This window comes from Phreatobacter sp. GW821-FHT04C01 (assembly GCF_059420385.1).
The window spans coordinates 209189-233207 of record NZ_JBWKTP010000001.1 but is presented as its reverse complement, the minus strand read 5'-3'; the positions used below and the strand labels follow the sequence as shown (position 1 = coordinate 233207).

Annotated in this window: 28 protein-coding genes; 12 read left to right on the top strand and 16 right to left on the bottom strand. The window is 67.1% G+C overall.

Annotation, left to right across the window (positions count from 1 at the left end; all coding sequences use genetic code 11):
* The 10 genes from AC07WJ_RS01155 to AC07WJ_RS01110 form a co-directional block, all read right to left on the bottom strand.
* Positions 1 to 978: a type II secretion system F family protein gene (locus AC07WJ_RS01155; RefSeq protein WP_494932694.1), complete on the bottom strand. Its 978-nt coding sequence runs from the start codon at positions 976 to 978 to the stop codon at positions 1 to 3.
* Between the two features lie 4 nt (positions 979 to 982).
* The gene (locus AC07WJ_RS01150; RefSeq protein WP_494932693.1) at positions 983 to 2464 is read right to left on the bottom strand and encodes a TadA family conjugal transfer-associated ATPase; all 1482 of its coding nucleotides are present in this window, start codon (positions 2462 to 2464) and stop codon (positions 983 to 985) included.
* 21 nt (positions 2465 to 2485) lie between these two features.
* Positions 2486 to 3760 (bottom strand): CpaE/TadZ family protein, encoded by a 1275-nt coding sequence (locus AC07WJ_RS01145; protein WP_494933803.1) that lies wholly within the window; start codon positions 3758 to 3760, stop codon positions 2486 to 2488.
* Positions 3757 to 4218, bottom strand: coding sequence for a CpaD family pilus assembly lipoprotein (locus AC07WJ_RS01140; protein ID WP_494932692.1), 462 nt, complete (start codon positions 4216 to 4218; stop codon positions 3757 to 3759). The genes AC07WJ_RS01145 and AC07WJ_RS01140 overlap by 4 nt, the downstream gene beginning before the upstream one ends.
* A 20-nt stretch (positions 4219 to 4238) precedes the next feature.
* The gene (locus AC07WJ_RS01135) at positions 4239 to 5648 is read right to left on the bottom strand and encodes a type II and III secretion system protein family protein (protein ID WP_494932691.1); all 1410 of its coding nucleotides are present in this window, start codon (positions 5646 to 5648) and stop codon (positions 4239 to 4241) included.
* A gap of 80 nt (positions 5649 to 5728) precedes the next feature.
* Positions 5729 to 6586: a Flp pilus assembly protein CpaB gene (cpaB, locus tag AC07WJ_RS01130; protein ID WP_494932690.1), complete on the bottom strand. Its 858-nt coding sequence runs from the start codon at positions 6584 to 6586 to the stop codon at positions 5729 to 5731.
* Between the two features lie 143 nt (positions 6587 to 6729).
* A complete protein-coding gene (locus AC07WJ_RS01125) occupies positions 6730 to 7236 on the bottom strand; it encodes an A24 family peptidase (protein ID WP_494932689.1) in 507 nt (168 codons plus the stop codon).
* Positions 7237 to 7300: 64 nt separating this feature from the next.
* Entirely contained in the window at positions 7301 to 7477 is a 177-nt protein-coding gene (locus tag AC07WJ_RS01120) for a hypothetical protein (RefSeq protein ID WP_494932688.1), read from the bottom strand.
* 75 nt (positions 7478 to 7552) lie between these two features.
* Positions 7553 to 7717 (bottom strand): Flp family type IVb pilin, encoded by a 165-nt coding sequence (locus AC07WJ_RS01115; RefSeq protein ID WP_494932687.1) that lies wholly within the window; start codon positions 7715 to 7717, stop codon positions 7553 to 7555.
* Positions 7718 to 7797: 80 nt separating this feature from the next.
* Complete coding sequence (locus tag AC07WJ_RS01110; protein WP_494932686.1) at positions 7798 to 7965, bottom strand: Flp family type IVb pilin; 168 nt, start codon at positions 7963 to 7965, stop codon at positions 7798 to 7800.
* Positions 7966 to 8395: 430 nt separating this feature from the next.
* On the opposite strand from AC07WJ_RS01110, the gene AC07WJ_RS01105 reads away from it, so the two are divergent.
* From AC07WJ_RS01105 to AC07WJ_RS01095, 3 genes are all read left to right on the top strand, one after another.
* A complete protein-coding gene (locus AC07WJ_RS01105; RefSeq protein WP_494932685.1) occupies positions 8396 to 8926 on the top strand; it encodes a pilus assembly protein N-terminal domain-containing protein in 531 nt (176 codons plus the stop codon).
* Between the two features lie 116 nt (positions 8927 to 9042).
* On the top strand, positions 9043 to 9663 hold the full coding sequence (locus AC07WJ_RS01100) for a TadE/TadG family type IV pilus assembly protein (protein ID WP_494932684.1): 621 nt from the start codon (positions 9043 to 9045) through the stop codon (positions 9661 to 9663).
* A gap of 25 nt (positions 9664 to 9688) precedes the next feature.
* The gene (locus AC07WJ_RS01095; protein WP_494932683.1) at positions 9689 to 10306 is read left to right on the top strand and encodes a TadE/TadG family type IV pilus assembly protein; all 618 of its coding nucleotides are present in this window, start codon (positions 9689 to 9691) and stop codon (positions 10304 to 10306) included.
* Here the strand turns inward: AC07WJ_RS01095 and AC07WJ_RS01090 are convergent, their stop codons facing one another.
* Both AC07WJ_RS01090 and glpD read right to left on the bottom strand, forming a co-directional pair.
* On the bottom strand, positions 10307 to 11551 hold the full coding sequence (locus AC07WJ_RS01090; protein ID WP_494932682.1) for a BaiN/RdsA family NAD(P)/FAD-dependent oxidoreductase: 1245 nt from the start codon (positions 11549 to 11551) through the stop codon (positions 10307 to 10309). It abuts the gene before it with no gap.
* Positions 11548 to 13044, bottom strand: a complete 1497-nt coding sequence (gene glpD, locus AC07WJ_RS01085; protein WP_494932681.1) for a glycerol-3-phosphate dehydrogenase — start codon at positions 13042 to 13044, stop codon at positions 11548 to 11550. Before glpD ends, AC07WJ_RS01090 begins: the two co-directional genes overlap by 4 nt.
* A 125-nt stretch (positions 13045 to 13169) precedes the next feature.
* On the opposite strand from glpD, the gene glpK reads away from it, so the two are divergent.
* Positions 13170 to 14672, top strand: a complete 1503-nt coding sequence (glpK, locus tag AC07WJ_RS01080) for a glycerol kinase GlpK (protein WP_494932680.1) — start codon at positions 13170 to 13172, stop codon at positions 14670 to 14672.
* On the opposite strand, the gene AC07WJ_RS01075 is transcribed toward glpK, so the two are convergent.
* A complete protein-coding gene (locus AC07WJ_RS01075; protein ID WP_494932679.1) occupies positions 14669 to 16096 on the bottom strand; it encodes a helix-turn-helix domain-containing protein in 1428 nt (475 codons plus the stop codon). The two genes, glpK and AC07WJ_RS01075, sit on opposite strands and share 4 nt — an antisense overlap.
* 184 nt (positions 16097 to 16280) lie before the next feature.
* On the opposite strand from AC07WJ_RS01075, the gene AC07WJ_RS01070 reads away from it, so the two are divergent.
* From AC07WJ_RS01070 to AC07WJ_RS01060, 3 genes are all read left to right on the top strand, one after another.
* Positions 16281 to 16943: a response regulator transcription factor gene (locus AC07WJ_RS01070; RefSeq protein ID WP_494932678.1), complete on the top strand. Its 663-nt coding sequence runs from the start codon at positions 16281 to 16283 to the stop codon at positions 16941 to 16943.
* Between the two features lie 108 nt (positions 16944 to 17051).
* A complete protein-coding gene (locus tag AC07WJ_RS01065; protein ID WP_494932677.1) occupies positions 17052 to 17342 on the top strand; it encodes a YARHG domain-containing protein in 291 nt (96 codons plus the stop codon).
* Between the two features lie 6 nt (positions 17343 to 17348).
* On the top strand, positions 17349 to 18122 hold the full coding sequence (locus AC07WJ_RS01060; RefSeq protein ID WP_494932676.1) for a M15 family metallopeptidase: 774 nt from the start codon (positions 17349 to 17351) through the stop codon (positions 18120 to 18122).
* Positions 18123 to 18338: 216 nt separating this feature from the next.
* Here the strand turns inward: AC07WJ_RS01060 and hslU are convergent, their stop codons facing one another.
* Genes hslU through AC07WJ_RS01045 form a run of 3 tightly spaced genes read right to left on the bottom strand, consistent with a single transcriptional unit; the run spans position 18339 to position 20604 of the window.
* Positions 18339 to 19649: an ATP-dependent protease ATPase subunit HslU gene (gene hslU, locus AC07WJ_RS01055; protein WP_494932675.1), complete on the bottom strand. Its 1311-nt coding sequence runs from the start codon at positions 19647 to 19649 to the stop codon at positions 18339 to 18341.
* Positions 19646 to 20200 carry an ATP-dependent protease subunit HslV gene (gene hslV, locus AC07WJ_RS01050; RefSeq protein WP_494932674.1) on the bottom strand — a complete coding sequence of 185 codons (555 nt, stop codon included), beginning with the start codon at positions 20198 to 20200 and terminating at the stop codon, positions 19646 to 19648. The genes hslU and hslV overlap by 4 nt, the downstream gene beginning before the upstream one ends.
* A gap of 59 nt (positions 20201 to 20259) precedes the next feature.
* Positions 20260 to 20604, bottom strand: a complete 345-nt coding sequence (locus tag AC07WJ_RS01045; RefSeq protein ID WP_494932673.1) for an MmcQ/YjbR family DNA-binding protein — start codon at positions 20602 to 20604, stop codon at positions 20260 to 20262.
* A gap of 136 nt (positions 20605 to 20740) precedes the next feature.
* Between AC07WJ_RS01045 and hisB the strand changes: the two genes are divergently transcribed.
* Genes hisB through hisF form a run of 5 tightly spaced genes read left to right on the top strand, consistent with a single transcriptional unit; the run spans position 20741 to position 24015 of the window.
* Positions 20741 to 21328 (top strand): imidazoleglycerol-phosphate dehydratase HisB, encoded by a 588-nt coding sequence (hisB, locus tag AC07WJ_RS01040; protein ID WP_494932672.1) that lies wholly within the window; start codon positions 20741 to 20743, stop codon positions 21326 to 21328.
* On the top strand, positions 21328 to 21840 hold the full coding sequence (locus AC07WJ_RS01035; protein WP_494932671.1) for a DUF2628 domain-containing protein: 513 nt from the start codon (positions 21328 to 21330) through the stop codon (positions 21838 to 21840). Before hisB ends, AC07WJ_RS01035 begins: the two co-directional genes overlap by 1 nt.
* Entirely contained in the window at positions 21837 to 22487 is a 651-nt protein-coding gene (hisH, locus tag AC07WJ_RS01030; RefSeq protein WP_494932670.1) for an imidazole glycerol phosphate synthase subunit HisH, read from the top strand. Before AC07WJ_RS01035 ends, hisH begins: the two co-directional genes overlap by 4 nt.
* Positions 22475 to 23221: a 1-(5-phosphoribosyl)-5-[(5-phosphoribosylamino)methylideneamino]imidazole-4-carboxamide isomerase gene (gene hisA / locus AC07WJ_RS01025; RefSeq protein WP_494932669.1), complete on the top strand. Its 747-nt coding sequence runs from the start codon at positions 22475 to 22477 to the stop codon at positions 23219 to 23221. The genes hisH and hisA overlap by 13 nt, the downstream gene beginning before the upstream one ends.
* Positions 23218 to 24015 (top strand): imidazole glycerol phosphate synthase subunit HisF, encoded by a 798-nt coding sequence (gene hisF, locus AC07WJ_RS01020; protein WP_494932668.1) that lies wholly within the window; start codon positions 23218 to 23220, stop codon positions 24013 to 24015. The genes hisA and hisF overlap by 4 nt, the downstream gene beginning before the upstream one ends.
* Positions 24016 to 24019 lie beyond the last annotated feature (4 nt).

The window sequence follows — 24019 nt, the reverse complement described above, 5'->3', positions numbered from 1 at the left end:
TCAGAAGTCGAAATTGATGAGTTTGCGCATGACCATGACGCCGATGAACATCCAGACCAGGCAGCCGGCCAGAAGCAGCCGGCCCATTTCGCTCGTCCACAGCAGCGAGATGTAATGCGGCGTCGACAGATAGACGAAGACCATCACCGCCGGCGGCAGGCTGCCGATGATGGCCGCCGACGATTTGGCTTCCTGGGACATGGCGACGATCTTCGATTTCATTTTCTTGCGATCGCGCAGGACTTTCGAGAGGTTGCCGAGGCTCTCCGCCAGGTTGCCGCCGGCCTTCTGCTGGATCGACACGACGATGCAGAAGAAATTCGCCTCCGCTACCGGCATGCGTTCATAGAGCTTCAGCACGGCCTCATAGAGCGGAATGCCGAGCGTCGTCTGTTCGATGATATGGCGGAACTCGGTGCGCACCGGCTCCTGCGCCTCGGTTGCGACGATGCGCAGGCAGTCGCCCAGCGGCAGGCCCGCCTTGACGCCGCGAACGATCACGTCGACGGCGTTGGCGAGTTCGTTGAGGAAGGCCGCCAGGCGCCGCTTCTTCAGGAAGCCGAGGATCCAGCGCGGCAGGCCGAGGCCGAGCGCGAGGCCCGCGGCCAGTGCCCAAAGCGGTTCGACCCCGAAGATCATCGCGCCCAGGAAGCCGGCGGCTCCGAGACCGCCCGAGATGACCAGGAACTTCTGCTTGCTCCAGGTCAGCCCGGCCTGGGCGATTTGAACCGACAGCGGCGGCCGGTTGACGTTGAGCCGCTTGCGGTCGATCTCCTTCAGCGTCTCCTCGATGCTCGGCCGCTTGACCGAGGCCTCCTCGGTCTTGCGCACCGGTCGCGCCACGGTGCCGGCAACCGCCTGGCGTCGCTCGTCGGCCTTCACCTCGCCGGAGAGGAACGGATAGATCAGCGCATAGGCGAGGCCGCCGGCGCAAAGGACCGCGAGTCCGACGATCGCGAGGGTGTCGATCTCGAACATGGCGCTACCTTATCGGTTCATCATAGTCGGAGGCGTCGAGCGCGGCGGCGAGCCGCTTGTCCTCGCCGTAATAGCGCGCACGGTCCCAGAAGCGCGGCCGGCCGATGCCGGTCGACCGGTGCCGGCCGTTGATCTTGCCGTGCTCGTCCTCGCCGAGCATCTCATAAACGAACAGATCCTGGGTGATCGGCGTATCGCCTTCCAGGCCCATGACCTCGGTGATGTGGGTGATGCGCCGCGAACCGTCGCGCAGGCGCGAAGCCTGGACAATGATGTCGACCGAGCCGACGATGATCTCGCGCACGGTCTTGGCCGGCAGCGAATATCCGCCCATGGCGATCATCGATTCCATGCGGCTCAGGCATTCGCGCGGGCTGTTGGCGTGGATCGTGCCCATCGAGCCGTCATGGCCGGTATTCATCGCCTGTAGCAGGTCGAACACCTCCGGTCCGCGCACCTCGCCGACGATGATCCGTTCGGGCCGCATGCGCAGGCAGTTCTTGACCAGCTCGCGCATGGTCACCTGGCCCTCGCCTTCGAGATTGGGCGGCCGGGTTTCCAGGCGCACCACGTGCGGCTGCTGCAATTGCAGTTCGGCGGCATCTTCGCAGGTGATGATCCGTTCGTCCGCGTCGATATAGCGTGTCAGGCAGTTGAGCAGCGTCGTCTTGCCCGAGCCGGTGCCGCCGGAAACCACGATATTGCAGCGGACGCGCCCGATGATCTTGAGAACCTCGGCGCCTTCCGGCGAGATCGAGCCGAATTTGACCAGCTGCTCGAGCGTCAGCTTGTCCTTCTTGAATTTGCGGATGGTCAGCGCCGCGCCGTCGATGGCGAGCGGCGGCGCGATGACGTTGACGCGTGAGCCGTCGGGCAGGCGGGCGTCGCAAATGGGTGAGGATTCGTCGACACGCCGGCCGACCTGGCTGACGATGCGCTGGCAGATGTTCATCAGCTGCGAGGCGTCGCGGAACCGTATCCCGGTTCTCTGGATCTTGCCGGCGACCTCGATATAGACGGTGTTCGGACCGTTGACCATGACGTCGGAAATGTCGTCGCGCGCCAGCAACGGCTCGAGCGGCCCATAACCGAGCACGTCGTTGCAGATATCCTCGAGCAGGTCTTCCTGTTCGGCGATCGACATCACGACGTTCTTGATCGTGATGATCTCGTTGACGATGTCGCGAATTTCCTCGCGCGCCGACTGGCCGTCGAGCTTGGCGAGCTGGGACAGGTCGATCGCTTCGATCAAGGCGCCGAAAACCTGGCCCTTGGTCTCATAAAAGCTCGCCGAACGCTGCCGGTCTTCCATGACGGGAGGTGGGGCCGCCGGCGCGAGCGGCGGCGAGGCGACGGTCGGGGCAAAACGCGGCGCCGGCTCCGCGCCACGGGGAGCGCTGGACGGCGACGGGCGCTCGAGCGCAGCCGTACCCTGCGAGGGGGGCCGCCCGCTTCCCGATCCCGTCGTGCTGCGCTTTCCGAACATGGTGCGTCAGATCCCCGGCCGTCAGGCCTTCTTGCGTCGTTGCGTCAGCTTCTCGAGCAGTGGCGTCAGCGGTGCGAGCAGGCCCGGACGGGCCTTGCGCGTGTCGTGACGGCCGGTCATGGCCAGCGCGAGCTCGGTGAACTGGCCGGATATCTTATGTCCGGGCTCCATCTCAGCGATCATCTGGCCGTTATTGGCCGCTGCACCGAACAACTGCGGTTCGAAGCCGATGATCGACACCGGGTCGGCCTCGAGCGCCTTGGCGAAATCGCCGGGCTTGATTTCCGGGCGTTTGGCGACACCGGTCTGGTTCAGCAGATAGCGTGGCGCCGAATCGTTCGGCCGCGAGGCGCGCAAGAGATCCATCATGTTCTTGGCGTTGCGCAGATTGGCCAGATCCGGCGTGGCCACCACCAGGATCTCGTCGGCATTGGTCAGCGCCCGTTTCGACCAGCCGGTCCAGCCGTGCGGCAGATCCAGGATGATCGAAGGAATGGTGGCGCGCAGAATGTCGATCAGCGGATCGAAAGCGTCGTGGCCGAGGTCATAGACACGCTCCAGCGTCGCCGGCGCGGCAAGCAGCGAGAGATTGTCCGAGCAGCGCGACAGCAGCCGGTCGACGAAGGCGGTGTCGACACGGTCCGGCGAGAACACCGCGTCGGCGATGCCCTGCGGCGGGTCCTGGTTGAAATCGAGGCCGCCGGTGCCGAACGGCAAATCCATGTCGGCGATGCAGGTGTCGACGCCAATATCCCTGGAGATCGCCCAGCCGAGATTATGCGCGATGGTCGAGGCACCGACGCCGCCCTTGGCGCCGATCACCGCGATGACCCGGCCGACCGGCTTGGCCCCTGGCGCGCCATAGAGCGAGGACACGGCCCGGATGACGTCGAGCACGCCGATCGGCGCGATCAGGTAGTCGCTGACCCCGCGCGCCACCAGCTCGCGATAGAGCACGATGTCGTTGACCTGGCCGATGACGATCACCTTGGTGGTGGCGTCGCAAACCTCGGCCAGCTCGTCCAGCTGGTCGAGAATCTCGTTGCGGCGGCCGATCGTCTCGAGCACGACGACGTTCGGTGTCGGCGAGGTCCTGTAGGCTTCCAGCGCCGCCGGCGCCCCGCCCATCTGGACGCGCAGATGCGCCTTGTCCATGCGCCGGTCCTCGGCGGCTTCGGCGATCACCTCCGCGAGATCGGCGGTCTCGCAGAAAGCCTGCAGCGAGATGCGCGGCACCGGCGCGATCTGCTCGCTCGGATCCTTGTCCTGATGCGGCGTGTCTTCCACGTCTGTTATCCTCCCCCCCTGACGGCATTTTTCACGTCAGTGAGCGGTTGTATCGGCTGATGAACGGTCTGCGGTCCGGGGCCGGTACCCGCGCGATACCGGGTGAGATTGGTCTGGCGGCGGGCCGCGTCGACCGGGGTTTCGGCGCGCGGGCGCAAAAGATCGCTCGGCTGTGCGACCATGGCGGCCAAATTCTGCTGGGTGGCGCAGCCGTGATTCCAGTGGGGGCGGTTCATGGCGTCCATCACGCCGTCGGCGACGCCGATATCGTGCGGCCACTGGCCGCATTGGGTTGCGACATAGGCGCCTTGCGGGCTCACCATGATGGGGTGGCGCTGGCGGTAATCCGCGGGAAATTGCTGCTCGATCTCGGTGATGCGCGACCGCTGGCAGCCGCCGAGCGCCAGCGCCGCGAGGCCGATGACGGCGAGGGGAACCACCCGGGAGCGACGAAACGCGCGGTACATGGGACGAATCCTTTCAGGCGTCAGTCGCGGATGAACCCGATGGGTCCGTTGAAGCGGCCGGTCGTGGCGGGCGCCGGTCCGGTGCCGTAGATCCGGTTGAAGCGGCCGATCAGGTAGGTCGCGGGATCGGATGCATCCTGGTAATTGTCGTCGGGCCGGGCGATGGCATTGGCCGGAACCGCCCGGGCGATGAAGGGTGTCACGGAAATCACCAGTTCGGTCTGTCCGCGGCGATAGTCGCGCGAACGGAACAGGGCGCCGAGGATCGGCAGATTGACCGCGCCGGGAACACCGTTGATGTTCTGGGCGGTGGTCTCCTTGAGCAGGCCGGCCATGACGATCGAGCCGCCGGAAGGCAGTTCGACGGTGGTATCCGCCCGCCGGGTCTGCAGGCCGCGGACGGTGATGCCCGCCGCCTGAACCGTGAGCTGGTTGTCGATCTCGCTGACCTCGACACCGACGCGCAGGCTGATCCGGCCTTCCGACAGCACCACCGGGGTGAAGGCGAGCGCCACGCCGAACGGTTTGAACTCCATGGTCACGTTGCCCATGATGTCCTTGGCCGTCGGCACGGGAAATTCGCCGCCCGCGAGGAAACGGGCCTGTTCGCCCGATACCGCCGTCAGGGTCGGTTCGGCCAGGGTCCGCACGAGGCCCTGTTCTTCATAGGCCCTGAACGTGGCGGACAGGGCGGCGGCGCCCATTTGCGTGCCGAGCGTCAGGCTGTTCAACGGCTGCGCGCCATTGGCGTTGAAATTGCCGGCGGTCGACAGGCCGCTGCCGCCGCCAAGACCGGTGCCCAGCAGGTTGACACCGAGCTGCTTGATGACGGTGCGCTGCACCTCGGACACGGTGACCTTCAGCAGCACCTGGTCGCGGCCGCGAATGGTGATGGCGTTGACCACCTTCTTTTCGTCGCCGACGAGGCGCGTGGCGACGTCCATGGCCTGCTGTGCCTCCAGCGCGTTGGCGACCTGGCCGGAGACGACGACGGAATCGTTGACCGACTGGACCGCCAGCGGCGAGCCCGGCAGGAGGCTGCGCAGCGTCTGCCTGAGCCCGCCGAGGTCGCGGCCGACCTCGATGTCGTAGCTGGCGATCTGCCGCCCCTCGGCGTCGAGGAAGAACACATTGGTCTGGCCGACCGCGACGCCGATCAGGAAGACCCGGCGCGCCGAGCGGACAACCGCGTTGGCGATCGCCGGATTGGCGACGATGACGTCGCGCGCGTCGCGTGCCAGGTCGATCGACAAGGATTTGCCGACACCGAGCATGACCGGGCGATTGGCGGAGGACTCGGCCTGTTGGCGTGGCACCGTGCTGGTCTGCGCCGAAGCCGGGGCGAGCGTGGTGGCTGCAAACAGCGCGCCGAACAGGAGCGCCGGGAGCCGGCGACGGATCGGGGCCAGTGTGCCGGCGTTGGCGCGCATCGGGAGTTCTTTCGCGAATGTGCCGTGCAGGCAGGGCTTGTCTTGCGGGTCGGAACAGGCTTGGCGCATGGCGTGCCGCATCATTCGCTCCCCTGCGGGCTGGTCGGCACCGATTGAACCGTGCCGTGGCGCACGATCGTCATGCGGCCGCCATGGCGCGACGAAAACAGCGGATCGCCATCGTCGCCGGTTTCGCCGGCGAGATTGGACGACATCGAATCGGCGAGGCTGCGCAGCGCCAGCGACAGGGTGCCGAGCTCGCGCGACAGCGCCAGCGTCTCGGCCTGCGCCGGGGTCAGTTCGAGGGTGGCGGTGCGGCCGACAATGGTCTTCTCGCCATTCTTCTCTTCCACCACCTGATCGACCGCGAGCACCCGGACATTGCGCAGCACCGTCGAGCTCGTGTGCGTCATGCCGTCGCCCTGGCCGGCGGCGCTGTTGGTGCGGCGGGCGAGGATCACGTCGACCCGGTCATTGGGCAGGATGAAGGCGCCGGCGCCGCGCGAGGGGTCGTCGATCGGTGCGGCGATGGCGCGCATGCCGGGCGACAGGATGGCCGACATGAAGCCGCGGCCGCCCTTGATCAGCTTGGCCGGCCGGATCGGCTCGCCCTGGGCGAAGGAGGTCCGGGCGATCGAACCGATGGCCTCGTCCATCGCCGCCTGGCCGGTATCGCCGGCGCGTCGGACGACGAAATTGTCGGAACCGGCCTCCTCGGGCCAGCGGCGCCATTGGATATCGCCCGGCGACAGGACCTTGCCCATCGGGATCTCGGCACCGGCGACCAGCACGTCGACGGTGCGCATTTCGGGGGCCGGCGTGGGCGCCTGCTGCACCACGGGCTCCGGCGCCTTGCGCCCGCCCATCAGCATGGCGGCCAGCCCACCGGCACCGAGCGCCACTGCAATGACGACGATCTGGGCAGGCTTCAAACGCATCAGACGAACCCCCACGCTTGGCGAGGGACCCTGAGATCCCCGCTCAATCGCGGATTTCATCAGGCAAAGGTCAACTTATGGTTAACTCTATGTGAGCAATCTGCCCTAACAGAAGGTAACCGTCCCGAGCGCGGGCCGCAGCCTCAGTGAATCGCGCCGCTCATCCAGACGCTGGCCGGGTAAAGCAGCAGTCCGGCGGTGGCAAGGGCGATGCCGTAGGGAATGCCGGTCTTCTCGTCGGTCATCTTCGCATACCAGCCTTCGCGGATCAGGAAGGCCGGGTGCAGCGGCGCGCCGCGCAGCACCAGCAGGCCGATCGTCAGCGCGCCGCCCAGCATCGACGACAGCAGCGCATATTCCATCAGTTGCGACCAGCCGAGCCAGAGCGCCGTGGCCGCGGCGAGCTTGGCATCGCCGCCACCGATCCAGCCGAAAGCGAAGAATGTGAAAGTGATGGTCAGGACGGCGAAGCCGGCCAGGGCATGCAGGCCGATGACCTGCCAGCTCATGCCGGTGACCAGCGCCATCACCATGAAGCCGGCGATCAGGATGAGCGAAACCCGATTGGAAATCGTCATGGTGAACAGATCGCTCGCGGCGGCGAAGGCCATCATCGCGGGAAAGACCAGCAAGATCGCGAGTTCGGTCATCATTCGCTCCACGCACATGTTCGCGCCGGTCGAGGGCGGGATAATCTCTAGGACGTCGCCGGTTTCAGACCAGTGAACGCCAGATCACGAGCAATCCGGACATCAGGCCGGCGACGAGCACGGCAACGACCAGCGGGACGATCGGAGCGCTCCCGTTCGGCGACACGGTCGTCGCCCAGCCCTGGCCGGAGGCGCCCGGGCGATCCATTCGCAGATCAATCTTGCTGTAGGGGGCGGGCATCCGGCAAGTGATCCTCAGAGCGGCGGACGATCCAGGCCCGCGCCATTCCGTGGGCATGCGACGATGCCCGGGCCGTCATTTGTTCAGGCCGTTGGCCTGGTTGAAGGTGGCCAGGACCTTCGGCCCGATCGCGTTGACGAGGGCGATGATCGCCCCGGCCAGGCCGGCGATGAGCAGGCCATACTCCATCGCGGTCGCCCCCGATTCGTCCTTGAGGAAGCGAACCACCGTCGTTTGCATGGAAGTGGTTCCGCGATCGAGGGGCGTCGCGATCCGCCAGAGCCGGCGGATCGCAGATGTTCTTCCGGCGGCGAAGTGTATTACTTGCCGAGGTTGGTGTTGACGTTGCCGAAAGCGGTCGAGACTTTGGTGCCGATGGCATTGACGACACCGATGATGACGGCGGCGATGCCGGCGGCGATCAGGCCGTATTCGATGGCGGTCGCACCGGACTGGTCCTTGGCGAAGCGGGCGAGAAGGCTCTTCATGACTGACTCCTAGTGTCCACGTTGGGCGCCGAGGGGGGCGCTATTCGCAGGCCTTTTGGTGACCCGTTCGAATGATTGTGACCCTAGCAGCGATGCCTTGCGGCTTAGTTAAAACAAACATCCGATTTCTGCCAATGACCCAACGCTTATGTCGTGGTTAATTGTGGGTGGACAGCGATATTATTGGGTTTATCATAAGTAAAAATGCCGGTACTAATTCTTAATAGCCAATTTATTCAATCGTCAATACACGATTAGATCCGATGTAGACGATGTCAAAGGGCGTATCTTGGTCGTTCTTCGGGCGGCCTTGGTGGCAACGTGCCGGATTTCTCCTCTTCACGCAGGGGCATTGGCAAATCGTTCACCAATTTCTGGTTAGTTCGGCGGCGTGAATGATATCGGTCCGCTGTCCGGAGCTTTGAACACCATGGCGGTCACGCCCCAGGGCCACCTTCCGGCCATCGTGCTTATCCTGGCCATGAGCCTCCTCGCGGCGATGCCGGGCGCCTCGTTCGGCAATGAACGCGCCCAGGATCAGACCGAGCTCATGACCCATGGCCTCACCGTGACCATGGATCAGGCGCGCATCGTGCGCCTGCCCCCGCGCGTGGCGACGCTGGTGATCGGCAATCCGCTGATCGCCGATGCCACGGTTCAGACCGGCGGACTGATGGTGCTCACCGGCAAAGGCATCGGCTCGACCAATCTGATCGCTCTCGATGCGCGCGGCGAGCAGCTGATGGCGGTGCAGATCCGGGTTCGGCCGCAGAACGATGCCGTGGTGCAGGTCTATCGCGGGGTCGAGCGCGAAACCTATTCCTGTACGCCGACCTGCGAGCGGACCATGGCGGTGGGTGACTCCAAGGCCTTCTTCGAAACCGCGCTGGGCCAGGCCCGCAGCCGGGACGCCGCGGCGTCCGCGCGCGGCGGCGGCGCTGCCGGCGCGACACCGCGCTGAAACCGAGGACGTTCGGTTTTGGGCGTCCCGGGCAACGGTTCGTCAACAGGTTTACCCTAAGACAGGGCACTTGTTCGCCCGTTGGCTGCCGCCTCGGGTCAAGAGGCGAGAGAGGCATGACCATTTCGCGTTTGCATCGCTTGGCCGCGTGGCTCTCAGCCAGCCGGTTCCGTCGGCGCGCCGCCTCGCGTGGTTTTGTGCGGCCCCGGATCGTCCGGCGTTTCAGGGGTGACGACAAGGGCGCCACTGCGATCGAGTTCGCCTTTGTCGCCGGCCCGTTCCTCTTCCTGATCTTCGCGACCATCGAGGTGGCGATGGTGTTTTTCGCCAGCCAGCTGCTCGAGACCGCGACCGCCGATGCGGCGCGGCTGATCCTGACCGGCCAGGCCCAGGCAGCCAATTTCGACAAGGTCGCCTTCAAGAACGCCGTCTGCGACAAGGTCAAGGTGCTGATGAGCTGCGCCAATCTCAATGTCGACGTGCAGACCGCCGCCAGTTTCAGCTCCGCCAGCACGTCGGCGCCGGCGCGGACCACGACGGGTGCGGTCAATTATTCGAGCCTCGGCTACAACCAGGGTGCCGGCGGCGACATCGTCGTCGTCAAGGTGCTCTACGAATGGCCGGTGCTGATGCCGACCTTCGGACTTTCGGTCGGCGACCTGCCCAATGGCAAGCGCCTGATCATGTCGACGGCGGCGTTCCGCAACGAGCCTTTCTCGACGTCGTCGGGGTCCTGACGGCCTTTTCCGAGTGGTGACCCGCATGGTGCGCAGAGATTTGTTCAGCGGTATTTCGGCGCTCGCGACGGCCGGCCGGGCCTTCGTGGCGCGGGCCCGCAGGGATACCCGCGGCGTGTCCGCGATCGAGTTCGGCATCGTCGTCACCTTGATGGTGCCGATGCTCTTCGGCCTTGCCGAGACGACGCAGGGGCTGCAGGTCAACCGCAAGGTGTCGATTGCCGCGCGGGCGCTCGCCGATCTCGCCTCGCAGACGGCGACCCTTGCCGATGCCGACATGAAAAACATCAAGGATGCCGCGAGCGATGTGCTCGCGCCGTTTCCCGTCGCCAATGCACGGATCACGCTGACCGGCATCAAGATCGACGACAAGGGCAAGGCGACGGTCGGCTGGAGCGAGACCCGCAACGGTGCCACGGATCTGCCCGGCTACACCTGCGGCGCGACGATGACCGTGCCGGCGGATCTCATGCCCGCGCTCGGCAAGACCGGCTTCCTGGTTCTGGCCGAGGTGACCTACACCTACCGGCCCGCGGTACCCTGGTTCATGCCGGCGTCGATCGTTCTCTCCGACCGGCTCTATGCCGGGCCGCGCATCGGCGCATCGGTCACCCGCACCGGCTCGGGGGCGATCTGCCCCTGATCACCAGCTGGTGGCGGCCGGCCCCGTGATCTCGGCGCCGAGATGGGCCGCGATCGCCCTGGCCGCGGCTGCCGCGGTGGCGAATGTCGCCTGCAGCAGATAGCCGCCGGTCGGCGCCTCCCAGTCGAGCATTTCGCCGGCGACGAACACCCCTGGCAGTGCCGCGAGCGCGCCGGCCGCATCGATCGCGTCGCGCCTGACCCCGCCGGCGCTCGAAATGGCGCGGGCGATCGGGCGCACCGCCACGATGTCGAGCGGAGCCGCCTTGATCAGGCTGGCGAGGCGCTCCGGCGCGCGCGGCAGCGGGCCGCCCGCGGCTTCGTGCAGGAGGCCGATCGCCTGGGGTGCCAGGCCCAGGCGCTTCTTCAGTGTGCTGGACAGCGAATCCTTGGCACGCGCACCGGCGATCCGGGCGGCGATGACCTCCGCGCCAAGATCCGGTTTCAGATCGATCGCAATCCGTGCGGCACCATTGCCGAGCGCGCCGCGGATCGGCCGGGACAAAGCATAGATCGCGCCGCCCTCGAGGCCAGTCTCGGTGATGATCGCCTCGCCGGCGCTGCGCTGGCCGGCTATGGCGATGGTCATGCGTTTCAGCGGCTGGCCGGCAAAGCTTGCGGCAAATCGGGACGACCAGGCGATATCGACACCCATATTGGCCGGTTCGAGCGGTGACACCGCGACGCCCTTTCGTTCCAGCACCGGCATCCAGGCGCCGTCCGAACCCATGCGCGGCCAACTGGCGCCGCCGAGCGCCAGGAGGGTTGCCGCCGCCTTGACCGTTTCGGCGCTGTCAGGCCCGTCGAACAAGAGCGTGCCGCCGCGCCCGAAATCGGTGAAGCGGCGGCGGCTGATCAAGGTTACGCCGAGCCCGTCCAGCCGGCCGAGCCAGGCGCGCACCAGCGGCGAGGCCTTGAAGCTCTCCGGGAACACCCGCCCGCTGGAGCCGACAAAGGTCTTCTGGCCGAGGCCTTCGGCCCAGGCGCGCAAGGCCGACGGCGGGAAGGCATCGAGCGCCGGCTTCAGCCAGTCCGCGTCTGCGCCATAGCGGCCAAGAAACGGTTCGCGCGGTTCGGAATGGGTCAGGTTCAGGCCGCCCCGTCCCGCCAGCAGGAATTTCCGGGCCGGCGATGCCATGCGCTCGAAAATGGTCACCGAGAGGCCGGCCCGGGCGAGCTGTTCGGCGGCAAACAGGCCGGCCGGTCCGGCGCCGACAATGGCGACCTGGCAGGAGCGCGAGATCATGCTCCCACATGGGCCTGGACGGCCTCCCGTTCGGCGGCGGTCATGTGCAGGCCGCGTTTGGAGCGGCGCCACAGAACATCATCTGACGTCACCGCCCATTCCTCGGCCTTGAGATAGGCAATCTCGGCTTCCGTCAGGGTGGCGCCGAAATCGCGGCCGAGATCGGTGGCGCTCCGGGCGTTGTTCAGGATAAGGCGGGCACGCGTGCCATAGGCACGGGCCAGGCGAAGCGCATGGGGTTCGCTCAGAAAGGCATGGTCGCGCTTCAGCTCGGTGGCGAGCCGGGTCACGCCGCCCATGGCGAAATCGCCGCCCGGCAATGCCGCGCCGGCGGTCCAGCCGCGATTGGTGGAAAGCGCCGGCAGGTCGTCGGCAAGCGCCTCCAGCGCGCTCATGGCGAGCCGGCGATAGGTGGTGATCTTGCCGCCGAACACCGACAGGAGCGGCGCCTCGCCGGCCTTGCCGTCGCGTTGCAGCACATAGTCGCGGGTCGCCTCCTGGGCCGCCGAGGCGCCGTCATCGAACAGCGGTCGAACCCCGGAATAGGTCCAGACCACGTCGTCCCGCCCGATCGGCGCGGCGAAATATTCGCTCGCCGCGGCGCAGAGATAGGCGATCTCCGCCTCGCCGGCGCTGACCGCGGCGGGATCGCCGTCATAGTCGCGGTCGGTCGTGCCGATCAGGGTGAAGTCGTCCTCGTAGGGAATGGCGAAGATAATCCGGTTGTCGGCGTTCTGGAAGATGTAGGCCCGGTCGTGCTCGTAGAGCCTGCGCACCACAATATGGGATCCCTGCACCAGCCGGACCTTGGCGGAGGACATGCCGACCGTGTCGGCCAGGAACCGGTCGACCCAGGGGCCGGCCGCGTTGACCAGCGCGCGGGCCGCGAGGCGTGTCCGGGTGCCCGTCCTGCGGTCCTCGACACCGACCAGCCACACGCCATCGGCGCGCTGCGCCGACACGGCACGGGTGCGCGTCAGGATGGTCGCGCCGCGCTCGGCGGCGTCACGGGCGTTCAGCACCACCAGCCGGCTGTCGTCGACCCGGCAGTCGGAATATTCGAAAGCCCGGGAATATCCCGGCTTCAGCGGCTTGCCGGCCGGATCGGTCCGCAGGTCCAGCGTCCGGGTCGCCGGCAGCCGCTTGCGGCCACCGAGATGGTCGTAGAGGAACAATCCGAGCCGCAGCATCCAGGCCGGTCTCAGGCCCTGATGGTGGGGCAGCACGAAGCGCAGCGGGCCGATCACATGCGGTGCGATGGCCCAGAGCACTTCGCGCTCGATCAGCGCCTCGCGGACCAGCCGGAATTCGTAATGTTCGAGATAGCGCAGGCCGCCATGGATCAGCTTGGTCGACCATGACGAGGTGCCGCTGGCGAGGTCGTCCTGCTCGACCAGGGTGACGCTCAAGCCACGGCCGGCCGCGTCGCGCGCGATGCCGGTGCCGTTGATGCCCCCGCCGACCACCAGAAGGTCGACCACGCGATCCGTCATGCCTTGCCCCGCCGAGGTCAACAGTTTGATGTTCGTCTGACGTCTTTCGCCTTCCGCCGCAAGGGGTTCCGGTGCGAGGATGGCGGCCGCCCGCGGCAAGCGGGGCATTGGGGAAGGAGAAATCCATGGCGCCGGTCGTCATTGCCATCGACCAGGGAACCACATCCTCGCGGGCCATCGTGTTCGGCCCGGACCTGTCGATCCGCGCCGTGTCGCAGCGGGAATTCGCCCAGCACTACCCGGCCTCGGGCTGGGTCGAGCACGATGCCGAGGAGATCTGGACGACGGTCGTGGAAACCGCCCGGGCGGCCATGGCCAAGGCCGGCGTCACGGCAGGCGACGTTGCCGGCCTCGGCATCACCAATCAGCGCGAGACCACCGTCATCTGGGACAGGGCCACCGGCCGGCCGATCCACCGGGCGATCGTCTGGCAGGACCGGCGCACCGCCGCCGAATGCGCCAGGCTCAAAGCCGAGGGTCATGAACCCTTGATCGCGGCGCGCTCGGGCCTGCTGCTCGACCCCTATTTCTCGGGTACCAAGGTCGCCTGGCTGCTCGATCATGTCGAAGGCGCACGTGAACGCGCCGAGCGCGGAGAACTCGCCTTCGGCACCATCGACAGCTTCCTGCTCTGGCGGCTGACCGGCGGCAGGGTCCACGCGACGGATGCAACCAATGCCTCGCGCACCATGCTGTTCGACATTCATCAGGGCGACTGGAATCCGGACCTGCTGCATTTGCTCAGGGTGCCGCGCGCGCTGATGCCCGAGGTCAGGGACTGCGCGAGCGACTATGGCCTCACCGATCCTGCCCTGTTCGGCGGGCCGATCGCCATTGGCGGCATTGCCGGCGATCAGCAGGCGGCAACCGTCGGCCAGGCCTGTTTTGCGCCGGGCATGATGAAATCCACCTATGGCACCGGCTGTTTCGCCCTTTTGAACACCGGCCCCGAAGCCGTGGCGTCGCGCTCGCGGCTGCTCACCACCATTGCCTATCAGCTGGACGGCAAGCGGACCTATGCGCTCGAAGGTTCGATCTTCGTCGCCGGTGCCGCGGTGCAATGGCTGCGCGACGGTCTCGGCATCATCAAGACGGCGGGCGAGACCGGCGCGCTCGCGGAGGCCGCCGACCCGCAGCAGGACGTGGTCCTGGTGCCGGCCTTTGTCGGGCTCGGCGCGCCCTATTGGGACGCCGAATGCCGCGGCGCCATCTTCGGCCTGACCCGCGGCACCGGTCCGCGCGAAATGGCCCAGGCGGCGCTCGAGAGTGTCTGTTTCCAGACCGCCGACCTGCTGCAGGCCATGCGGGCCGACTGGCCGGGCGCCGGCAGCGCCGGCACCGTGCTGCGCGTCGACGGCGGCATGGTCGCCTCGGACTGGACCATGCAGCGGCTCGCCGATCTGCTCGATGCGCCGGTCGACCGGCCCGAGGTGCTGGAGACGACGGCGCTGGGGGCGGCCTATCTCGCCGGCCTCTCGCGCGGCGTCTATCCCGAGCCTGAACAATTTGCCGGCCGCTGGCGGTTGGAACGGCGCTTCGAGCCGGTGATGGACGAGGCGACGCGGGGTGCCAAGCTGGTGCGCTGGCGCGACGCCGTGGCGCGCACCTTGTCGCGCCCGGCCGGTTAGCTCAGGTCGAACGGCACGACCTTGCGGCTGTCGGAGGGCACGCGGATCTCGCGATCGACCGGCGGCACCGCGCGCTGGTGGCAGGCGGTGCGCTCACAGATGCGGCAGGACACGCCGATCTTGGCGACATTGGCCTCGGCCTTCAGGTCGATGCCCTCGGAATAGATGATGTCGCCGGCATAGGAGACCTCGCAGCCGAGCCCGAAGGCATAACGCCGGACCGGCGCGCGCCAATGCGCCGCGCCCTTGGTCACCGCCCGCGCCAGCGACAGGTAGCGCACGCCGTCGGGCATTTCCGCCACCTGCACGAATGTCCGGCCGGTCTGTTCGAAGGCCTCGTGAACATTCCACAGCGGGCAGGCGCCGCCAAAACGGGCGAACTGGAAACGCGTCGCGGAATGCCGCTTGATGACATTGCCGGCGCGATCGACCTTCAGGAAATAGAAGGGAATGCCCTTCTGGCCGGGCCGCTGCAGGGTCGAGAGCCGGTGGCAGACCTGTTCCAGGCTGGCGCCGAAAATGCGGCCGAGCAGGTCGACGTCGTGACGGGTCTCCTTGGCCGCGGCCAGGAAGCGGCGATAGGGCAGCATCAGTGCACCGGCGAAATAATTGGCGAGCGCCACGCGCGCGATGTCGCCGGCGGCGCGCGAGCGGAACCGGCCGCCTTCGGCCAGGGCCGCCAGCGTGTCGGCCTGCTCGAGCCTGGCGATGCGGTTGGCGAGCAGAAAGGTGCGGGTGGCCGCATCGAGCGCGCCGTCGAGCACCACCAGCCTGGGGCCGGCCTCGTAGCGCTCCATCAGGTCGTCGCCGAGATTGGCCGTCGCATCGACGGTGACGCCGTGGCGGCTGGCGAGATAGCCGGTCAGCACCTGCAGCCGGTCGCTCGCCGCCGCCAGCCCGAGCCGCTCGGCCAGGTCCTCGGCGGCCCGGTCGAGATCGTCGACATAATTGTCGACATAGTGGAAATAGTCGCGCACCTCCTCATAGGGCAGCAAGGCCGCCTCGCCTTCTTCACCTGACGGCGGCAAAAGCGGCGCGTCGCCGGCGGCCTGCAGCCGCTCGCGCAGGCGCCTCGCGGTCTGATGCATGCGCAGGAAGGCCCGGGCGAAAGCCGGACTGTCGGAGGCGACCCGTTTGAGATCCTGCAGGCCCGGGGCGCCCTCGGCCAGCATCGGATCGGCCGCCGCCTCGCGCAGGTCGGTGACCAGGCGGTCGGTGTCGTCGACCGCGAAGGTTGCGAGATCGACCCCGAAGGTCTGGCCGAGCGCCACCAGGACACCGGCCGTCACCGGCCGCTGGTTGTTCTCGATCTGGTTGAGATAGCTCACGGAAAGGCCGAGGCGCTGGGCGAAAGCCGTCTGGGTCAGGCGCGTGCCCTCCCGCAGGCGACGCAGCGCCGGACCGACGAAAACCTTGCGGGACATGGCGCGCCTCCTGGATCATTTTGCCGCCGATCCGTTCGGCCTAGATCGAAGCATATTGGCCGAAGGATAGAAATGCAAAATTTTTGCAATTTTGCAGCATGATCTTTCGCATTTTGATGGCGCGAGGGCCGGTGCTAGCCTTTGTCTCACGTGATGACAGCCAATCCGACACGAGGGATTTCACATGACGAACCTCGCTCAGTCCGCGCCTCGCGACACGCTTACTTTCGCGGTGCATCATCCTTTCCCCATCGTCGCCGAAACGCTCGATGCCCTGGTCCGCGCCAATCAGCCCGGCGCCAGCGCCGTCGACTACGCCAAGGCCGAGCTGGTCATCACCACGCTCGAGGCCCTCGATAATCTCGAATTGACGCCGGGGACCCGGGTCGCGGTGCTGATCGACCATGCCGACCGCCGCCCGGTTCAGGACGCTCGCGGCCGCGGCGCGATTGCCGCCTTGCCGCTCGACCTGCCGGCCGATCATTTGCGCGCCGCGCTCGGCGCCGTGCTCGCCGGCCGCAACTGGTGGCCGGTGGTGATCAATGTCGATCCGGAAGGCCAGGCGCCGGCCTCGCGCCGGCTCGATGCCCTGTCAGGCCAGCAGTTCAAGGTGCTCGACCTGATGAGCCGCGGCCGGCTCAACAAGCAGATCGCCTATGATCTCGGGATTTCCGAGGGAACGGTGAAATCCCATGTCTCCTCGATCCTGCGCAAGCTCGGCGTCGAGCGGCGCACCCAGGCGATCGCGACCTTCATCACCGCCGGCGACGTCACCCGCGGCATCGGCCGCCCCGCCATCGGGCCTGGCGCAGCGCATCTGTCGCGCGCGACCCACGCCGCCCGCTGAGCGCCTGACGCAACTCTGTCCGCAGCTGCCGGACGCGCGCGCCTTGCGCTAAGGTGGGGCCGTTGGCGGCGCCGTGCGCCGCCGTCGGTTTGCCAGAGGGAGGCGCGGATGAAGCCGAAAATGGGCCGGATCATTGTCGTGGCGGCGATCCTGGCCGGCTCGGCCGGCGGCGCCATGGCGCAGGATTATCGCGGCTGGTCGTGCCGCGACCTCTGGGTCGAGCGCAACCGGATCTACAAGGATGCCGGCTTCTGCTTCAGGACACCGCGGGCGATCTCCTATTTCGGCAATGGCGGCTGCATGTATGACCGCCAGGCCGATGTGCCGCTGTCGCAGAACCAGCGGCGCGTCATCGCCGAGGTCACCCGGGTCGAGCGCTATATGGGCTGCACGGACTGAGCGGCGATGGTTCCGCTCGATCGCCGGGCGCTGCTGGCCGGCATTGTGACGCTGCCGATGGCCGGTGCCGCCCGCGCGGCCTTGCCCGAGGGGCGGCTCGGCAAGCTGGTGGCAAGCTATCCCGATCATCTGGCTGAGGTCACCGAGGGCATGCTGGTCTGGCGCGACGGCGCCAGGATGGCCATCGGCGCGGATCGTCCGCCGCGCGGCTTCGAGGAGATGCTGCGCTCGGCGACCATTGCCGACCAGCTGCGCCAGACCTATGAGCGCGGCCCGCCCGCCGGTGCGCCGGCGCGCGACCAGAGCCCCGGGCGCCTGCGCAACACCGCCTTTTTCGTCAAGATGTACGGCGATTGCACCAAGGGGGCCGTGACCCCGCGCATGCGGCCGGTCGCCTGGCTGCCGAAGACCACGCGGCAGATGGTTCAGCTGACCGGGGTCAACGGCGTGGCGACCCGCATGGAGGCCATCGTCGCCGAGCTCGACCGCTTGCCGGACCGGCTGAAGGCTTTCCTGGTGCCTTCCGCCGGCACCTATAACTGCCGGGCCGTGGCCGATACCGGCGTCGCCAGCATGCATGGCTATGGCGCCGCCATCGACATCAACGTCGCCCATTCCGACTATTGGGCCTGGGCGAGCCGGCGCGGCGCCATCGCCTATCGCAACCGCATCCCCTTCGAGATCGTCGAGATTTTCGAGGCGGCCGACTTCATCTGGGGCGGCAAATGGTATCATTTCGACACCATGCATTTCGAATATCGCCCGGAAATGTTCGGTTGACGGGCCATTGCCGGCCGCGGCGATCGTCTCGCCGCGTCGAAGAGACCGTTTGAGACCGCCATTCGCGCGGTTTGCCGCCACCCGTCATTCCCGGGTTTGGCCCGGGGACCCACGCATTCAAAGCAGAACAGGTGGTGGATGGCCGGGACGAGCCCGGCCAAGACGACGTGAAACCTCGCTGGAACGAGCTCTCACATCGCCTCCAAGGCCGTCAGTTTACAGAATGAACCGGCTGAGATCGGAATTCTTGGCGAGATCGCCCACCGTCTTCATCACATAGGCGCCGTCGATGGTGACGGTTTCGCCCGAGCGGTCGGGCGCGCTGAACGAGATGTCGTCGAGCACCCGCTCCATGATGGTCTGCAACCGCCGCGCCCCGATATTCTCCACCGAGGCATTCACCCCGACGGCGAGATCGGCGATGGCGTCGATGGCATCGTCCGTCATCACCAGGGTGATGCCTTCGGTGCCCATCATGGCGATCGACTGCTTGATCAGGCTCGCCTCGGTCTCGGTCAGGATCCGGCGCAGGTCCTCGCGGGTCAGTGCGCTGAGCTCGACCCGGATCGGCAGGCGGCCCTGCAATTCCGGCAGCAGATCGGAGGGCTTGGCGACATGGAAGGCGCCGGATGCGATGAACAGGATGTGGTCGGATTTCACCGGCCCGTGCTTGGTCGACACCGTCGTGCCTTCGATCAGCGGCAGCAGGTCGCGCTGCACGCCCTCGCGCGACACGTCGCCGCCGACCCGGGCGCCGTCGCGGGCGCAGATCTTGTCGATCTCGTCGATGAACACGATGCCGTTGTTCTCGACCACCTTGATGGCGTCCTGCACCAGCGTGTCCTGGTCGACCAGCTTGTCGGCCTCTTCCTGGACCAGCGGCTGATAGGCTTCCTTGACGGTGGTGCGGCGCTGCTTGGTCTTGCCGCCCATCATCTTGCCGAGCATGTCCGAGAGGTTGGCGATGCCGATCTGGCCACCGGGCATGCCGGGAATGTCCATCATCGGCAGGTTGGACGGGGTGGCCGACACCTCGATGTCGATTTCCTTGTCGTCCATCTCGCCGTCGCGCAGCTTCTTGCGGAAGCTGTCACGGGTCGCCGGCGACGCGGTCGCGCCGACCAGCGCGTCGAGCACCCGTTCCTCGGCGGCGACATGGGCCTTGGCCTGCACCTCCTTGCGCTTGGTTTCGCGCACGATGGAAATGCCGACCTCGACGAGGTCGCGGATGATCTGCTCGACGTCGCGGCCGACATAGCCGACCTCGGTGAACTTGGTCGCCTCGACCTTCAGGAAAGGCGCATTGGCGAGCCGGGCGAGCCGGCGCGAGATCTCGGTCTTGCCGACGCCGGTCGGTCCGATCATCAGGATGTTCTTCGGCAGGACCTCTTCACGCAGCGTCTCGTCGAGCTGCAGCCGGCGCCAGCGGTTGCGCAGCGCGATCGCCACCGCGCGCTTGGCGTCGTTCTGGCCGATGATGTGACGATCGAGTTCGGAAACGATCTCGCGGGGGGAAAAATCGGTCATCCGATGGTCTCGATCACCACATTGTCGTTGGTATAGACGCAGATCTCGGCGGCGATCTTCATCGCCTTGCGCACGATCGCTTCCGCGTCCAGGTCGGTATCGGCCAGCGCGCGCGCCGCCGACAGAGCATAATTGCCGCCGGAGCCGATGGCCATCACGCCGCCCTCCGGTTCCAGCACGTCGCCGGTGCCGGTGAGGATCAGCGAGACGTCCTTGTCGGCGACGATCATCATCGCTTCCAGGCGCCGCAGATAGCGGTCGGTGCGCCAGTCCTTGGCGAGTTCGACCGCGGCGCGCGTCAATTGCCCCGGATATTGCTCGAGCTTGGCCTCCAGCCTTTCGAACAGCGTGAAGGCATCGGCGGTCGCGCCGGCAAAGCCGGCGATGACATCGCCCTTGGCGAGCCGGCGCACCTTCCTGGCATTGGCTTTGATCACGGTCTGGCCGAGGCTCACCTGGCCGTCGCCGCCGATCACCACCTTGCCGTCCTTGCGGACCGAACAGATGGTGGTGGCGTGCCAGCCGGGAAAGGCATTGTCATTGGTCGTCATGGGAACTCCGAGGCAAGCCCGTCATTTAGGCCGAATGTGCCGCGACGCAAGCCACGCCGCTAGCCGGCCCTGACATGCAGCGACAGGAGCTGCTTCGGCGCGGCGTTGCGCCAGCCGGCGGTCAGCGCCGCCGCCACCGTGTCGCGATCGGCCCGCGTCAGGTCGATGCTGGTCCAGCCTTGCCGGCCCCAGGCGTTGGGAATGGCCGAAAACACCTCCGGGGCGCTGTCGACATAGACCGGCTGCTGGTCCGGCGTCAGCTTGACGTTCAGGCTCGCGCCGTCGGGCGCGAGCGTCGCGAAGATCCGGCCCTTGGCGACCTTCACCGCGGTCCGCTCGAAATGCGGCGCCGACGAGGTTTCCGGCAGGCTGAGCGCGAGAGCCAGCGTTTCGTCGCGGGTCATGTTCGGTCCTCCCTCATGGGACAAGGCTCCGGCGCCACGCGCCATCCTAGCGCGTCCGACAACCATCCGGGAGTGTTTGGGTTTTCACGCGGGCCGCCCGCTGATAGAAGACCCGGCAATCCGCTTGGAGATCGCTATGCGCACGGCCTCGGTGACCCGCACCACCAAGGAGACGGATATTTCCGTCTCGGTCGACCTGGACGGCGCCGGTACGGCCGACGTCGCGACCGGTGTCGGCTTCTTCGACCACATGCTCGATCAGATCGCCCGTCACGGCATGATCGACCTGACCGTCAAGGCCAAGGGCGACCTGCATATCGACGACCATCACACGGTCGAGGATGTCGGCATCGCGCTCGGCCAGGCGGTGCGCAAGGCGCTCGGCGACATGAAGGGCATTACCCGCTACGCCGATGTCCACCTGGCCATGGACGAAACGTTGAGCCGCGTCGTGCTCGATATCTCCGGCCGGCCTTTCCTGGTGTTCCGCACCAGCTTTCCGCGCGACAAGATCGGCACCTTCGATACCGAGCTGGTGCGTGAGTTCTTCCAGGCCTTCGCCATGAATTCCGGCATCACGCTGCATGTCGAGACGCTTTACGGCGACAATGCCCACCACATTGCCGAGAGCTGCTTCAAGGGGCTGGCGCGCGCCCTGCGTGCCGCTTTCGCCATCGATCCGCGCCGCGCTCACGAGGTGCCCTCGACCAAGGGCGTGCTGTGATGGCCGGCCTGAAGAGCTTTACCGTCCATTCCGCGCCCGAACAGGCCGGGCGTGATCCCGACGGCGCCATCCGCTTCGTGCCGGACAGTTTTTCGGTCGTCGCCTTCGTGGCTCCCTGGGCCTATTTCCTGTGGCACCGCATGTGGCTGGTGACACTGGCCTATGTCGTCCTGGTCGGGCTGCTGATCGCCGCGCTGCTGGCCGCCGGGTTTTCCGCGCCGGTGCGACTGGGCATCGGCTTCGTCTTCAACCTGCTGATCGGCCTGGAGGCGACCAACCTGAGGCGCTGGACGCTCGGCCGCCGTGGCTTCCGTGAGGAAGGCGTCGTCGTTGCGCCGACGCGGGACGATGCCGAGCGGCGCTATTTCTCCGAGCGCGCCTCGGCGCTCGCCCCGCTGCCATCCACGCTCGGCGGTCCGCCCTCGGTCTATCCGGCGCCGAGCCCGCCGGCCGGCCAGCACGTGGTCGGACTGTTCCCGGAGGCCGAAAGCCGGCCCAGGGGCGCCAGATGAGCGTTGCCATTGTCGACTACGGTTCGGGCAATCTGCATTCGGCGCAGAAGGCCTTCGAACGGATGGCGCGCGAGCGCGGCCTGAACGTGCCGGTGCTGGTCACCGCCGATCCGGACCAGGTGCGCAAGGCCGACCGCATCGTGCTGCCGGGCGTCGGCGCCTTTGCCGACTGCAAGAAGGGGCTGGTCGGCGTGCCCGGCATGGTCGAGGCCATGACCGAAGCGGTGCGTGGCCGCGGCCGGCCGTTTCTCGGCATTTGCGTCGGCATGCAGCTGATGGCCGGGCGCGGGCTGGAAAAGGACATCACCGCCGGGCTCGGCTGGGTGCCCGGCGACATCGACCTGATCCGCCCGACCGGCGCCAATCTGAAGATCCCGCATATGGGGTGGAATACCCTCGAGGTGAAACGCGATCACCCGGTGCTGGCCGGCATTCCCACCGGGCCGGACGGTTTGCACGCCTATTTCGTCCATTCCTATCACCTGACGGCGACGGCCGGCGACGTGGTGCTGGCCGAGGCTGATTACGGCGGCCCGGTCACCGCGATGATCGCGCGCGACACCATGGTCGGCACCCAGTTCCATCCGGAAAAGAGCCAGAAGCTCGGACTGACGCTGATCGGCAATTTCCTGGAGTGGCGGCCGTGAGACTGTTTCCCGCGATCGATCTGAAGGACGGGCATTGCGTCCGCCTGAAGCAGGGCGACATGGCCCAGGCCACGGTCTATGCCGACGATCCCGCCGCCCAGGCGCGCGAATTCGAGACGCTCGGCTTCGACTACCTGCATGTCGTCGATCTCGACGGCGCCTTTGCCGGCAAGCCGGTCAATGCCGCCGCGGTCGAGGCGATCCGCGCCGCGACCCGCTTTCCGGTCCAGCTCGGCGGCGGCATTCGCGACATGAAGACGGTCGAGGGCTGGCTCGCCAAGGGCGTCACCCGCGTCATCATCGGCACGGCCGCGGTGCGCGATCCCGATTTCGTCCGGACGGCCGCCAAGGCCTTCCCCGGCCAGGTCGCCGTCGGCATCGATGCCCGTGACGGCTGGGTGGCGGTCGAAGGTTGGGCCGAAACCTCGACCCTCCACGCCCATGAACTCGCCCGGCGGTTCGAAGACGCGGGCGTCGCGGCCATCGTCTATACCAATATCGCACGTGACGGCATGCTCTCCGGCATCGACTGGGACGGCACCATCGCGCTGGCCGATCAGGTCGCCATCCCCGTCGTCGCGTCCGGCGGCCTCGCCTCGATGGACGACGTGCGCGCGCTGATTTCGCCGCGCGCGGCCAAGCTCGAAGGTGCGATCACCGGCAAGGCGCTTTATGACGGCCGGCTCGATCCGCAGGAAGCACTCGCCGCGCTGAAAGCCGCGAGGCGGTCATGAGCTTCAAGGTCCGCATCATCCCCTGCCTCGACGTCAAGGACGGCCGCGTCGTCAAGGGCGTGCAATTCGTCGACCTGATCGATGCCGGCGATCCCGTCGAGGCCGCCAAGGCCTATGACGCGGCCGGCGCCGACGAACTGACCTTTCTCGACATCACCGCGAGCTCGGACAATCGCGCCACCATGTTCGACGTGGTCCGGCGCACGGCGGAAGCCTGCTTCATGCCGCTGACGGTTGGCGGCGGCGTCCGCACCGTCGACGACATCCGGGCGCTTCTGGTGTCCGGCGCCGATAAGGTGGCGATCAACACGGCGGCGGTCACCGACCGGCCCTTCGTCGGCCGGGCCGCCGACAAATTCGGCAATCAATGCATCGTCGTGGCGATCGATGCCAAGAAGGTGTCGGCGACGGACGAGGCCGACCGCTGGGAGATCTTCACCCATGGCGGTCGTCGGCCGACCGGCATCGACGCGATCGATTACGCCCGCGAGGTCGTGGCGCTCGGCGCCGGCGAGATCCTGCTCACCTCGATGGACCGCGACGGCACCAAAGCCGGTTTCGACCTCGCCTTGACCCGCGCGGTCTCCGATGCCGTGCCGGTGCCGGTGATCGCCTCGGGCGGGGTCGGCGCGCTCGACCATTTCGTCGATGGCGTGTCGAAAGGCGGCGCCACCGGCGTTCTGGCGGCCTCGGTCTTCCATTTCGGCACCTTTACGGTGCCCCAGGTGAAGCGTCATATGAAGGCCGCCGGCCTGCCCGTGCGCATGGACGGCATCACCGACGAGGCGCGCTAGCGCT